We start from the raw sequence: 13,472 nt of genomic DNA on the forward strand, positions 1-13,472 counted from the left end.
ATCACGACATGCGGATGCGGACGATGTGAGAAGAGGAGATGGCAGGATCGCGGCCACCCCGAAGTGTGTCGAAGAAGTAACGTTCGTTGAAGGAACTTCGCAATTGCGAGAACGTTCCCTCGTCTGGCATGCCGGTGCCGAGACACGGCGGGGGTTTTATTTCCATGATCACAGAGGAGATGGCGAGATGCGCATCGCGCAGGTAGCTCCGTTGACGGAGGCTGTTCCACCCAAGCTGTATGGCGGCACCGAGCGGGTGGTGCACTGGTTGACGGAGGAGTTGGTTGCCCTTGGACACGATGTGACCCTGTTCGCCAGCGGCGACTCGCAGACGTCGGCGAAGCTGGACGCACTTTGGCCGCGGGCGCTTCGTCTGGACGGTTCCGTGCGCGATCCCAACGCGCTGCACATGGTGCTCCTGGAGCGCGTGCGGCAGAAATGTGACGAAGAGGAGTTCGACTTCCTCCACTTCCATCTCGATTACTATCCGTGGTCCCTGTTCCACCGGCAGCCGACCCCGTTCGTGACCACGCTGCACGGCCGGCTCGACCTGCCGGAGCATCAGCCGGTGTTCAACACTTTCACCGAGATGCCGGTGATCTCGATCTCGAACGCACAGCGTAGGCCGGTACCGCAGGCAAACTGGGTGACCACGATTCATCACGGCCTGCCGGAGAATTTGCTGACGCCGAAGCCGGCGAAGCAGGAATACCTCGCCGTGCTCGGCCGCATCGCGCCCGAGAAAGGCGTCGACCGCGCCATCAAGATCGCGATGCATTGCGGCATCCCGCTCAAGATCGCGGCCAAGGTCGACCGCGCCGACCAGGATTACTATGACGAGCTGATCCGGCCGATGATCCAGAACAATCCGCTGGTCGACTTCATCGGCGAGATCAGCGACCACGAGAAATCGGACTTCCTGAGCGGGGCGCTCGGCTTGCTGCTGCCGATCGACTGGCCCGAGCCGTTCGGCCTCGTGATGATCGAAGCCATGGCGTGCGGCACGCCTGTCGTCGCCTTCAACCGCGGCTCGGTGCCCGAGATCATCGACGAGGGCCTCACCGGCTTCGTGGTCGAGGACATCATCAGCGCCGCCGGCGTCGTCAAACGCCTCCCGCAACTGGATCGCGCGGCCATCCGCAAGCGGTTCGAGAAGCGTTTTACCGCGCGGCGGATGGCGCTGGATTACCTCGCGGCCTATCGCAGCCTGACGGAAGCGCAGGCGCCGCGGATCAAGCTGGTGAGCAGCGCGGAGTAGCAGCCAGAATCTCAACTGTCGTCCCGGACAGGCGAAGCGCAGATCCGGGACCCATAGCCACAGGAGAGCGTTTGGCGAAGACTCGGAGTTGCCTGTCTCGCGCCAAACCTCTCCCTGGGGTTATGGGTCCCCGCTCCCGTGCGCAATTGCGCACTAGGCGGGGACGACACTGAGTGTGTTGCAGAAGCGCCCTAACTCACCACCGCCCGCTTCGGCTCGACGATCTCGAACATCCGCGGGAATTCGTCCATCAGGCCCATCAGCTCGGCAAGCCGCATCGGGTTGCCCGCGAGCTTGACCTTGCCGGCGGCGACCGCTTCCGGAAAGCTGGTCAGCTTCGCGATGACTTCATCGAGCGTTGCGCGCGCGAGCGTGAAGCTCGCATCCGCATTTTCCGCCTGCACGCCTTCGGTATAGGTCAGCGCAGCGTTTTCCAAATTGAGCACGAAGATCTCGCCGGTATCGGAAAAGCTCCAGTTCAGCACGATATGCTTGCCCTCGGCCTTGGGGCCGTTGAGACGGATGCCGAGCACGTCCCAGAGCTGCTCGGTGCGCAGCGCGGCCAGCGTCTCGCGGGGCATCGGCGGGCGCGGCGGGGTCTTCGGCATGCCGTGACGCAGCTCCTGCGCGCCGAACAGATAGGCGTTGCGCCAGGTCGAGCTCTCGGCGGCATAGCCGAGTTGCTCGAGCGTATCCGCAAGCAACGCACGCGCCGCTTCATTCTCCGGCTCCGCGAAGACGAGATGGCCGAGCGCCTGCGCGAGAAAGCGAAACTCACCTTTATCGAAGTCCTTGCGAGCGCGCGCGAGGATGGCCTCGGCGCCGCCCATGTACTCGACATACTTCTTGCCCGATTCCACCGGCGGCAGCGGATCGAGATTGACCGGGTTGGCATCGTACCAGCCGAGATATTTCTGGTAGATCGCCTTCACATTGTGCCGGATATGGCCGTAGTAGCCGCGGCCATGCCAGGCGCCTTCCAGGCTCTTCGGCAACTGGATCGTCTCGGCGATCTCGGCTGCGGTGAGACCGTGGTTCATCAGGCGGATGGTCTGGTCATGCGCGAATTTGTAGAGGTCGCGCTGCTGCCGGATCATCGTGCCGATCCGCTCGCGGCCCCACACCGGCCAGTGATGCTGGCCGCACATCGCTTCCGCCTGGCCGTCCCAGAGCCGCAGGGCCTCGTTGAGGTACTTCGACCAGGCCAGCGCGTCGCGCACGTCGGCACCGCGGAACGGCAGCAGATTGTGGAAATTGTGCGTGCAGTTCTCGGCGAGGTTCAACAGCTTGTAGCGCGGAATGAAGAAGTGCATCTCCGCCGGCGCTTCGCTGTTCGGCGCCATCTGGAATTCGAATTCGACGCCGTCGATCACGCGCTTGTCGCCGGTCGCCATGATCAGATCGGTCGGGCGCAGCAGCGCGACGGCGCCCGCCGCCATCGACTTGCCGAGCCCGTTGTCGACCTGCCCGCGCACGCCCTTCGCAAGGAACGGGCCGAACTGGTATTGCGCCCGCCGCAGCATCGCCGGCCCCGCGATGATGTTCTCGGAGACGGCATGTTCCATGAACAGGTTCGGCGCGATGATGGGCACGGCGCCGGTTGCCAGCGCATCCTCCTCCAGCACGCCGCGCGCGCCGCCCCAATGGTCGGTATGGGTATGCGTGAAGATGACGGCAGCGACCGGCTTCTGGCCGCGATGCTTGTAATAGAGATCGAGCGCGGCACGCGCACCCTCGATCGAGGTCAGCGTGTCCACGACGATGACACCGCTGTCACCCTCGATCAGCGTCATGTTGGCGATGTCGAGCCCGCGCACCTGGTAGACCCCGGGCACCACCTCGAACAGCCCGTGATGCATGTTGAGCCGCGCCTGCCGCCACAAGCTCGGATTGACGGTCGGCGGCGCCGTCTCGCCGGAGAGGAAGCCATAGGGCTTCAGGCTCCAGACCGTCCGCCCCTGCGGGTTGACGATCTCTGCATTCTCGATCGTGCCGAGAAAACCGCGCGCAGCATCGTCGAAATCCCGCGTGTCGGAAAACGGCAGCGCATTCAGCATCGCCGTTTGCTGCGCGATGACGGACGGCGTCGCGTCCCTTGGCTCGCGGCTGGTTTCTGTCATGTTTGTTTCCTCCCGGCTGTCGCGGGCATCTAACCGCATCTCGCGGGCGATTGCCATCGCCGGGGACTAGAGGTGCGTAGCCCGGATGGCGCGAGGCGTAATCCGGGCTACGACTGCGGAATGCGAGCGAGTCCCTTCTCAGCTCGCAAGACCGTTCAAGAGCATAGAGCCCCCTCACCCGGCTTCGCTCACGCGAAGCCACACCCGGCGGGGGAGAGGATGCACCGTCCATGCGACGGCGCTAATGCATGCCCAGCACCCGCGGCAGCCACAGCGTCAAATCGGGCCAGTAGGTCACGATGACGAGGAAGCCGAGCATGGTGATCAGCCACGGCATCACCGCAACCGCCAGGTCTGTGATCCGCATTCGCGCTATCATCGAGGCGACATAGAGGTTCAAGCCGACAGGCGGATGGCAGAGGCCGACCTCCATGTTGACGTCCATGACGATGCCGAAATGGACGAGGTCGATGCCGAGCTTCTTGGCGGCCGGCGCCAGGATCGGCGCCATGATCAGGATAATCGAGTTCGGCTCCATGAAGTTGCCGGCGAGCAGCAGCAGGATGTTAACGACCAGCAGGAAGCCGACCCAGCCGAGATTCTGCGCAGCGATCCAGTCGGCCAAGGTCGCCGGCAGGTTCTCGTTGGAGAGCACGAAGGAGAACAGCACCGCGTTGGTGACGATGTAGAGCAGCATCGCGCTGGTGTTGGCGGCGCGGAGCAGCACCCGCGGCACGTCCACCATCTTGATCGCCTTGTAGACAAACACCGCGATGATGAAGGAATAGACCGCGGCCATCGCGGCCGCCTCCGTGGCGGTGAACAGGCCGCTATAGATGCCGCCGATGATGATCACGACCAGCATCAAGCCCCAGATGCTCTCGCGGAAGGTGCGAACGGTCTCACCCCAACTCGCCTTCGGCAGCCGCGGATAATCGCGCTTGCGGGCGAGCCACCAGGTGACGATGCAGAGCATCGTCGTCAGCAGCATGCCCGGCAGGAGGCCCGCGACGAACAGCGCGCCGATCGAGGTGTTGGTCGAGACGGCGTAGACGATCTTCGGGATCGAGGGCAGCATCAGGATGCCGAGCGAGCCGGCAACCGTGATGATGCCGGCACCGAACCGCATCGGATAGCCGTGCCGCACCATCTCCGGCAGCACGATGGCGCCGATCGCGGCGACGGTGGCGACGCTCGAGCCGCACACCAGCGCGAACATCGCGCAGGCGACGATGCCGGCAAGGCCGAGACCGCCGTGCCAGTGCCCGATCAGCGAGGTCGCGAAATTGATCATGCGGCGCGCGACGCCGCCATGGGTGAGGAAATTGCCGGCGAGGATGAAGAACGGGATCGCCATGATCTCGAACCCCTCGATGCCGGTGAAGAGCTTCATCGAGACGGCTTCGATCGGCACCGTGGTCAGCGTGAACAGGAACGTCATCACGGTGAGGCCGAGCGCGATCGAGACCGGGATGCCGGTCAGCATCAGCGCGATCAGCAGCGCGAACACGGTCGCGGCACGCATCCAGTGCGGCAGCACCACCACGCCGAACTTCTCGGCGAGGCACATTGCGAAGATCAGGATCGGCGCCATGATCAGGATGACGCCGAGCGGCGACACTTTTCGCGCGGCGGCCCTGGTTGCCGCGCCGGCGGGCTGCGGATGCAGCGCGGGCGAGGAATCGGCCTCCACGCCCTCGACATGGCTCTCGTCATGATGCGGCAGATCGCCGGTCCAGTAATAGGACCACGAGACCTGGAGGAAGCGGAAGCACATCAGGCCCGAGCCGAGCGGAATCGCCAGATAGACGAACCACATCGGCGCTTCCAGATCGTTGGACTGCTGCCCGGTCTTGAACATCTCGGTGACAAAGGACGCACCGAAGGCGGCGATCATGCCGGTGAACAGCGCGCCGCAGAGCAGCGAGAACAGGATCACGTGCTTGCGTGAATGTTCGGGCAGGCGGTTGACGAGCAGGTCGACGCCGACATGGATGCCGGTGCGCACGCCATAGGCCGCGCCGAACTTCGCCATCCAGATGAACATGTAGATGCAGAGTTCCTGCGCCCAGGACAGGTCGAGCTCGGACAGGAAGGTGAACACCGCCATCGACAGCGTCGCGAGCCAGCTCATCCCGTGTGCAGCCGCCCATCTGGAGAGGACGATCGATTCGCCTGCACCGTAACGGTGCACCACGGCGATGAAGATCAAGCCGGTTGCAGCCGCGATGAGCGTCGCGATCAGCCATTCCTCGAGATGGTTGAGCGCCTGATTGAGCACGCGAAGCAAATCAAAGTCCCCCTATCGATGCGAAACGGCCGGGAGTGCGCACACTCCCGACCGTTCGTATTGTCTTTGCGGAAAACGCGTCAGTTCATCTTGACGTCGAGTTCCTTGGCGACGAGATCGAGCACCTCCTGCCCGACCCGGCCCTTTGCCCATTTGTAAGTCGGCTGCATCGCTTCCTGCCACGCCTTGCGATCGGCGTCAGTCAGATAATGCAGCTTGGTCTTGCCCGTCTTCTTGATCTCGGCGAGCGCGTCCTCGTTCTCCTGGTGCGCGATCTGGTTGGTGTACTCGGTTGCATCCACCATCGCCTTCTCGACCTGGGTGCGGATGTCCGGCGGCAGTCCGGACCAGAACTTGGAGTTGACGATCACGGCGTATTGCAGATGTGCGTGATAGGACACGGTGATGTCCTTCTGCACCTCGTAGAACTTCTGCGTCAGATAGTTGGACGCGGTGTTCTCGCAGCCGTCGACCACGCCGGTTTGCAGCGCCTGGTAGACTTCGGAGAACGCCATGATCTGCGGGATCGAGCCGAGCAGGCGGAAATACTGGTCGGCGATCTTCGATCCGGAGATGCGGAACTTCAGGCCCTTGAAGTCCTCGGGCTTCGTCAGCGCACGATTCGACGACACCATGTGGAAGCCGTTGTCCCAATAGGCGAGCCCGGTGATGCCCTTGGCTTCCAGCTTCTGGAACAGCCATTTGCCGACCGTGCCCTTCATCGCGCTGGAATAGGTCGCGTCGTCCTTGAACAGCCAGGGCAGGTCGAGCGCCTCGAATTCCTTGATGCCGAGCGGCGCGAATTTCGCGGTCGAGGGCGCCAGCATCTGCACCGAACCAAGCTGAAGCGCCTCGATCTCCTCCTTGTCCTTGTAGAGCGAGGAGTTCGGATAGACTTCGATCTTGACCTTGCCGTCGGTGTACTTCTCGGCGAGCTCCTTGAACTTCAGTGCGCCCTTCCCCTTCGGGGTATCGTTGGCGACGACGTGGCTGAACTTGATGACGATCGGGCTCTGGGCCTGGGCCAAGTCAGGGGCAAAGACAGGGGCAACGAGAATAGCTGCGGCGGCGACCGCAAGAAGCAGCTTGCGCATAAAGTAACCTCCCAACAACCTCTAAAACCGGGTTCTTTTTGTTTTGCAGCCCGGTTTTGCAGTAGTGGCAGCAATCCGCCAACCGAACAACTAGACCTAAGCCCAATTTGCCGCAGGCAAGCTATCTTGACGCCTGTTGTCCACGCAACCCGGCAGCCACACCCGGGAACGAGCGCCTATGTCGCATTGCGGCAGTGCGATCAGCCCTTGCGCTGGGCGACCATGAACAGACGCCGGAACGGGAACAGCGTCTGCCCCGCGGCATTCTTCGGATAGGCCTTCGCCACCCGCTCGCCATAGGCGGCCTCGAACGCGGCCTTCTCGTCGCCCTGCAGGATGTCGAGATAGCGCGTCAGCCAGGTCCCCTTGGTCCACTCCTTCACGGGGTTCTCGCCTTCGAGCACCTGCAGATATTCGGTCTCCCAGATGTCGATGTTGGCTGACACCGGAGCAAGAAGATCGTGATAATAGGCCGGCCCTTCGACCGGCGGCGGGGTGACGAGATGCTCGACCTTGGACCGCCACGGGCCGTTCAGCGCCGTCTCGCCAATCAGCACATGCGATGGCGCGAGGAAGTTGCGCGGCATCTGCACCGCAAGCATGCCGCCGGGCGCCACCTTCTCCATGACCGACGGAAACAGTGCCGCATGATTGGGCAGCCAGTGCAGTGCGGCATTGGAATAGATCAAATCGTATTGCCTGGCCGGGCGCCAATGGCCGAGATCCTCGTGCGACCATTCCACATCCGGCGCCGCCTTGCGGCCCGCGGCGGCCATCTCGGCCGAGCCCTCGACACCGGTCACGGTCGCGTCAGGCCAGCGCTCCTTGATCAGTTTTGTCACGTTGCCGGCGCCCGCGCCGAGATCGGCGACCGCACGCGGGCCAAAATCCGGAATCCGCATCAACAGGTCGACGGCGGGCCGGAGCCGATGGCCGGAGAATTTCAGGTATTGCTGCGGATCCCAGACCATTGCTCAACGCCTTTTCTTTTTCGTGTTTCCTTCGTCGAGGCTCTTGGTTACCACTGCTCGTCCCGCTCAGGCAATTCAGGTTGACCGGGACAGGGCAGGAAACGAACACCAACGAACCGCAACAAGCAAGAAGCAAACAAGAAAGCGTGTGATCATGGACCTCGGGCTCAAATCGAAAACCGCTGTCGTCACGGGAGCGAGCATCGGCATCGGCCGCGCCATCGCCAAGGGCCTGGCTGCCGAAGGCGTCCGCGTCGTCGGCGTGGCGCGGCGCACTGATCTCCTTGCCGAGTTGGTGAAGGAAGTCGGCTCCGGCCTGATCACGCCGTTCGAGCAGGACGTGATGGCAAAGGACTCCGCGGAGAAGATCGCAGCCTTTGCGCAAAAGGAGCTCGGCCATGTCGACATCCTCATCAACAATGCCGGCGGCAGCCGCCCGCTGCCGGTGGACGCGCCCGACAGCAAATGGGACGAGGCGATCGCGCTGAATTTCACCAGCTACCGCCGCATCGCGCATGCGCTGCTGCCGCAGATGATCGAACGCAAATGGGGCCGCATCGTCAACATCACCGGCAAGTCCGAGCCGGAGGGCCTCAACGCCGCCTTCGCCGCCAAGGCCGCCGTGCACGCCTGGGCCAAGGGCCTGTCGCGCGAGATCGGCGAGCACGGCATCACCATCAACTGCATCCCGCCCGGCCGCATCATGAGCGAGCAGATCCGCCGCAACTACCCGCCGGATTATCGTGAACGGTTTGCCGAGGAAGAGATCCCGGTCGGCTATTGGGGCGAGCCGGAGGATCTGGCGGCGCTCGCGGTGTTTCTGGCGTCGCCGGTGGCGCGGTACATCACGGGGACGGTGATCCCGGTGGATGGGGGGCTGCGGCGGTATCAGTTCTAGAACCGATGGGACTTCGTAGGATGGGTAGAGCAAAGCGAAACCCATCCTACGGCGGCCTATTCATTGAGACGCGCCTGCCAGTCCGGAGGCACCGCCCCGTCCGGTCCGGGCACCGGTTGATCCGGCGGATGCGCGTGCGGGCCTAGAAGCTTCGGCCCGGCGAAAGCCTCTCCCGTGCGATAGTCGTAGAACCATCGTTCGCCCGGCTCGAAGCTCGTGATAACGGGGTGACCAGTCGCTGCGTTGTGCTTCGATGCATGCTGATTGGGCGACGTGTCGCAGCAGCCGATGTGACCGCATTCGACACATCTGCGAAGATGAAACCACCACCCGCCCGCCGCCGAGCATTCCACGCAGCCCGTTCCGCTTGGCGTGGCGGCGAGATTGATGCCATCCCTCTTCGACGTCATAGGTCAACTCACTGGAACGGCTCGCGGTCATCGCAGATGCATTCACGCGGCGGTCTCGTCCCCATCTCCGCCACGGTCGCACTTTGCCAGTGTTTTGTCGGACAGGTCAACGTCGCGACAATCTGTAGGATGGGTAGAGCGCAGCGAAACCCATCGACAAACATTCAAGCTAAAACATGATGGGTTTCGCTGCGCTCTACCCATCCTACCAACTACCCGTCCCGCGGATTTTCCTGTGGCCTTCGCCACCATCTGCGGATCGCCAAATACTGTATGACGCACAACGACACTCCGCCTGCAGCGACAATGGCGTAGACGACGAAGAGCGAAACGAAGTGAAACGGGTGGCTCTCGTAGGTGATGGTCTGAAATCTGGTGATGTTGTCCATCCCGCGAAACGAGGCGACCAGCTCGCCCATCGTAAACCAGCGCCACAGCTGGGATAGCCCGAGCCACGCCATGAACAGGCTTGCGCCCCAGCCGGCGAAGAAAACACTGATCGATCTGATGATGGCCGGCCATCCCGTCATGACCCGATGTTTGCCATGACGTCGGCAAGTCGGGCCAGCCCTGACGTCAAAACAAGGCTACTGGAAGTTGAACGACACCCGATCAGCTGGAAGGGGCCAGCGCAGGATGAGTAGAGCGCGTGCCAAAGCCCTGATCCACGCAATTCACGCCTGCGATTTAAATGAATCTTTCGGTTTTCGCCCTTAGGTAGCGGCCAACCTGGATGTTCGGAGCGACCCCCATGGCGTTCGGCAAGCGTCAATCCGGAAATGGCGCCGCGGCTCAGGCGTTCAATGCCAACATGGCCGCCGCAACGGCAGGCAATCGAGCCGATGGCGGCACCAAAGTGGCGACAGGCAGCCCGATCCGTTGGCTGATTGCGCTGCTGGCTTGCGGTGCCATGCTCTATGGACTCATCGCGAGCTACGGTCCGGACATTCTGCGCGACCATCGCCTCGCCGGAACCTGGCAACCGGCCTACGATCTGCGCGTCACCGAAGGAAAGTGCGAACGCACGAACTTCGTGATCACTTTCTGCAGCTCCAAGATCATATCGGTTGCCCGGCCCGACCAGACGCCCATCACCCACAAATTCATGATGCTATTCAGCGGCGGTGGCGGGGAAATTCTCGTGCCGGCACGTTCGACCACCGATCGCAACGCGGTCACCATCCTCTACGCCGCCGAAACGAAGCTTTGGAACCGCACGATATCGTTTGTCTCCGTGGCGGGCCTGGTGGCCCTGTTCACCTTCGGCTCGCTGCTCCTTTTCTGGCGATCGCTCAATTCGTGAGTCTTCCTTGACCGTTGACGTAAACCTTCGTCGACCAATTCGAATAGTAGTCAGCGTTCAGTCCGAGGCGCCGATGCAGAACGTTTCGGGCCATGTCGGCCGAACGGATCCGAAGATGCTCTCCCTGTCGACTGGCGTGGGCGCGTAGACCCGTGTCACGGCTCGTCACTCTCATGGGCACCGGCGGCATCCTGCTCCTGTGGGGCATTTGCCAGATGCCGTCCGGCTCCAAAGACGCGGCATCGCGGCAGACGCTGTCCATCAGCGAGGAGCCGGGCCGCATCCTGCTCGGCTGGAGCGGGCCTATTCAGGAGCCGATGAGCGAGCGCGTCGCCGCCGCCCTCGATCGCTTCAAGTCCGATCAACGCCCCCTTGTGCTCTTCCTCAACTCGCCCGGCGGCTCGATCGAGCACGGGCGCAAAGTCGTCGCCGCGATCCACGCACGCGGCCGCGCGATCGACACGTTCGTCCAGAAGGCCGGCGTCTGCGCCTCCATGTGCGTTCCGATTTTTCTCGCAGGGAGCAGGCGCATGGCCGATCCCGACGCCTATTTCATGTTTCACGAAGCCAGCCTGAAGCGACCGGAGCTCGGCGAAGCCGAAAGAGCTCTCTTTTCGGAGACCGTGAAGATTGTCGAGGCGCGAGCCACCGACGACCTGTTTCGCAACGACATCGGCATCCGCGGCGTCAACGGAGTCTGGCTCGCCAGGATGCGGAAGAAAATCCCGGGCCACGACATCTGGATGAGTGCTCAACAGCTCGTCGATGAGGGCTCCGGAATCGTCGACAGTCTCATCCCCACGCCGGCTCGTTAGGAATTGCCGGCTTCTCGGTTCGAGATCACAGCCTCGCACTCATAATGGGTAGAGCGCAGCGAAACCCATCGACAATGTCCGCCGTGACGCGTGATGGATTTCGCTGCGCTCTCATCCTACACGCCGGAGGCACGCCCCAGACGCTTGATCTAGATCAACCCCGCCACGGCAACGCCATCCCGGAATAGGCACGGCCGCGCAGAAGCGCCGCCCGTAAGCCAAGGAGATGATCGATCATGACCTCCTCGAATTCCCTGCGTACCCTCACTCTCGCCGGAGCCGGAGCGCTGCTGCTCGGTACTGCCGCCCAGGCCGGGCCGATCCCGACGCATCTTTCGACGATGAAATCGATGGTCGATCAGACCACGACTGAAGTGCGCTGGGTCGGCGGCTGGCGTGGCGGCTACGGCTATCGCGGTGTCGGCTGGGGCTACCGCGGCGGTGGGGGTTATCGCGGTGGCTGGGGCTATCGCGGCTACGGTTATCGCGGCCTCGGTTACGGTGTGGCCGCCGGCGCGGTCGTCGGCGGCGCGATCGCGCGGAGCGCCTATTATGGCGGCTATGGCGGGTCCTACGGTGGCTACTATGGCGGTTATCCCGCCTACGGCAACGGCTACAGCTACCCGGCCGCATCGTATTACGGTTATGGCGGCGGCGACTATGGCTCTGGCTATTTCGACGACAATTGCGCGCCCTCCGGCAGCTACTGGGCCTACTAGCGGGAAACGTATTCGCCGCTTCGGAGGATGGCTCGCCACGGGCCGCCATTCTCCGATGAGCCAATTCACCCCCTGTGCCGGCGGGCAGCAGCACCTCACCCCTCGCCCGCCCGGATTTCCCTGAGCAGGGTTTGCATGTGGCCCCCTTTCCATCGATGCATTGATGGAAGGTCTGGCGGCCTTGCGGGGTGAGTATTCATCTGCCTCAAAGTGAGGCGGGGGAAGCGCGCCGCTTGATGCATGAAGCGGACATCGCGCATGATGAGAATGCGCTCTCGTCCGCGACCGCTGGCACGATAGCATCATGCCGGTGTTTTGCCCGACGGGTCAACGTGATCACGGTCACGAATGTCGTCGCGATGCCCCCGAAAAATCCCTTGTCGATCAAAGGGCCTTCTACTGTGCATGGGGTTGTTTTTCGACTTTTTGTGTTGGCCCCACAAAAAATACGCAGCAGCAGTCACTCCGCCTGCAAGATCTCCGCGATCGCAGCCCCCGCCGCGATCGTGCCGAGCTTGCCGCCGACGTCGCGCGTCGCCCTGCCCTCGCCGATCGCCTTTGCGACCGCCGCTTCGATCGCACGCGCGGCTTCCTCGTAGCGCACGGCACCGTTCTTCTCGCCGTGCCAGGCCAGCAGCAGCGCAGTCGAGAGGATCAGCGAGACCGGATTGGCAACGTCCTGCCCCGCGATGTCGGGCGCCGAGCCGTGCGCGGCCTGCGCCATGGCGTAACGATCGCCGACATTGAGGGAGCCTCCGAGGCCGAGGCTGCCGGACAGCTCCGCGGTGAGATCGGACAGGATGTCGCCGAACATGTTGGTGGCGACGATGACATCGAAGCGATCGGGGTTGCGCACCACATGCGCCATCATGGCATCGACCAGGATGTCGTCGACCGCGAGGCCAGGATAGGCCTTCGCGGCCGCGCGGCAGATGTCCAAGAACATGCCGTCGCCGATCTTGAGCACATTGGCCTTGTGCACGATGGTGAGATGCTTGCGCCGCTTCATCGCGAGACGGCAGGCGGCGTGCGCGATACGCTCGCAGCAGAGGCGCGTGATCCGGCGCAGCGAGATCACGACATCTGGCGTAACCAGCATCTCGCCATTGCCCTGCTCCATGTTGCGGTCGGCGTAAAACCCTTCGGTGTTCTCGCGCACCACGACGAGGTCGAAATCACCGAGCCGGCCGGGCCTCCCCGCATAGGTCCGCGCGGGCCGGACATTGGCGTAGAGGTCGAGGCTCTTGCGAAAGTGCCTGGACGGATTGATCTCGCCATGGGCCTCGTCCTTGAAGTCGAAGGTTGCGGTCGGCCCCAGGATCAGGCCGTCGGCGGCGCGGACGATGTCGAGCAGCTCGGGGCGCACCGTCGTGCCTGATAGCTTCAGGCTCGCATGCCCGACCGCGTGCTCCTCGAGCCGCAGATTGAGCTGGAAGCGTTCGGATGCCGCACGCAGCACGCCCGATGTCGCGGCCGTGATCTCCGGTCCGATGCCATCACCGGGCAGAACAACGATTTGCATGGCGCTTCCCCAAAATTGCAGCCGGCGCGATCATACGCTAGCCGCCGGCCGCATCGCCTGACCTTCGCGCAT

The 13,472-nt window shown here is 63.2% G+C and carries 12 protein-coding genes and 1 pseudogene; 5 read left to right on the top strand and 8 right to left on the bottom strand.

The features are described from left to right. Positions 1 to 187: 187 nt before the first annotated feature. Complete coding sequence (locus JQ627_RS32870) at positions 188 to 1,258, top strand: glycosyltransferase family 4 protein (protein WP_212488508.1); 1,071 nt, start codon at positions 188 to 190, stop codon at positions 1,256 to 1,258. Positions 1,259 to 1,449: 191 nt separating this feature from the next. Here JQ627_RS32870 and JQ627_RS32875 read toward each other — a convergent pair whose 3' ends face one another. From JQ627_RS32875 to JQ627_RS32890, 5 genes and pseudogenes are all read right to left on the bottom strand, one after another. Continuing rightward, positions 1,450 to 3,378 (bottom strand): alkyl/aryl-sulfatase, encoded by a 1,929-nt coding sequence (locus JQ627_RS32875; protein ID WP_212488509.1) that lies wholly within the window; start codon positions 3,376 to 3,378, stop codon positions 1,450 to 1,452. 241 nt (positions 3,379 to 3,619) lie between these two features. Beyond that, complete coding sequence (locus JQ627_RS39690) at positions 3,620 to 4,903, bottom strand: TRAP transporter large permease subunit (protein WP_312015828.1); 1,284 nt, start codon at positions 4,901 to 4,903, stop codon at positions 3,620 to 3,622. Between the two features lie 240 nt (positions 4,904 to 5,143). After that, positions 5,144 to 5,512, bottom strand: a pseudogene (locus JQ627_RS39695) (TRAP transporter small permease); the annotation flags it as partial. A 236-nt stretch (positions 5,513 to 5,748) separates the two neighbouring features. After that, positions 5,749 to 6,762 carry a DctP family TRAP transporter solute-binding subunit gene (locus tag JQ627_RS32885; protein ID WP_212488511.1) on the bottom strand — a complete coding sequence of 338 codons (1,014 nt, stop codon included), beginning with the start codon at positions 6,760 to 6,762 and terminating at the stop codon, positions 5,749 to 5,751. Between the two features lie 200 nt (positions 6,763 to 6,962). Next, the gene (locus JQ627_RS32890; RefSeq protein ID WP_212488512.1) at positions 6,963 to 7,733 is read right to left on the bottom strand and encodes a methyltransferase domain-containing protein; all 771 of its coding nucleotides are present in this window, start codon (positions 7,731 to 7,733) and stop codon (positions 6,963 to 6,965) included. A 154-nt stretch (positions 7,734 to 7,887) separates the two neighbouring features. Here JQ627_RS32890 and JQ627_RS32895 point away from each other — a divergent pair, with 154 nt between their 5' ends. Beyond that, positions 7,888 to 8,631 carry an SDR family NAD(P)-dependent oxidoreductase gene (locus JQ627_RS32895; protein WP_212488513.1) on the top strand — a complete coding sequence of 248 codons (744 nt, stop codon included), beginning with the start codon at positions 7,888 to 7,890 and terminating at the stop codon, positions 8,629 to 8,631. Between the two features lie 56 nt (positions 8,632 to 8,687). On the opposite strand, the gene JQ627_RS32900 is transcribed toward JQ627_RS32895, so the two are convergent. After that, positions 8,688 to 9,041 (bottom strand): UBP-type zinc finger domain-containing protein, encoded by a 354-nt coding sequence (locus JQ627_RS32900; RefSeq protein ID WP_212488514.1) that lies wholly within the window; start codon positions 9,039 to 9,041, stop codon positions 8,688 to 8,690. Positions 9,042 to 9,253: 212 nt separating this feature from the next. Beyond that, positions 9,254 to 9,571: a hypothetical protein gene (locus tag JQ627_RS32905; protein WP_212488515.1), complete on the bottom strand. Its 318-nt coding sequence runs from the start codon at positions 9,569 to 9,571 to the stop codon at positions 9,254 to 9,256. 221 nt (positions 9,572 to 9,792) lie between these two features. Between JQ627_RS32905 and JQ627_RS32910 the strand changes: the two genes are divergently transcribed. The 3 genes from JQ627_RS32910 to JQ627_RS32920 all read left to right on the top strand — a co-directional run bounded on the left by JQ627_RS32910 (position 9,793) and on the right by JQ627_RS32920 (position 11,878). Beyond that, positions 9,793 to 10,344, top strand: a complete 552-nt coding sequence (locus JQ627_RS32910) for a hypothetical protein (protein WP_212488516.1) — start codon at positions 9,793 to 9,795, stop codon at positions 10,342 to 10,344. Positions 10,345 to 10,496: 152 nt separating this feature from the next. Continuing rightward, on the top strand, positions 10,497 to 11,159 hold the full coding sequence (locus JQ627_RS32915; protein ID WP_212488517.1) for an ATP-dependent Clp protease proteolytic subunit: 663 nt from the start codon (positions 10,497 to 10,499) through the stop codon (positions 11,157 to 11,159). Between the two features lie 236 nt (positions 11,160 to 11,395). Beyond that, positions 11,396 to 11,878 (top strand): hypothetical protein, encoded by a 483-nt coding sequence (locus JQ627_RS32920; RefSeq protein ID WP_212488518.1) that lies wholly within the window; start codon positions 11,396 to 11,398, stop codon positions 11,876 to 11,878. 460 nt (positions 11,879 to 12,338) lie between these two features. Here the strand turns inward: JQ627_RS32920 and JQ627_RS32925 are convergent, their stop codons facing one another. Beyond that, complete coding sequence (locus JQ627_RS32925) at positions 12,339 to 13,400, bottom strand: isocitrate/isopropylmalate dehydrogenase family protein (protein WP_212488519.1); 1,062 nt, start codon at positions 13,398 to 13,400, stop codon at positions 12,339 to 12,341. Positions 13,401 to 13,472: the final 72 nt, after the last annotated feature.

Source organism: Bradyrhizobium liaoningense, from assembly GCF_018130785.1.
GTDB lineage: Bacteria > Pseudomonadota > Alphaproteobacteria > Rhizobiales > Xanthobacteraceae > Bradyrhizobium > Bradyrhizobium liaoningense_A.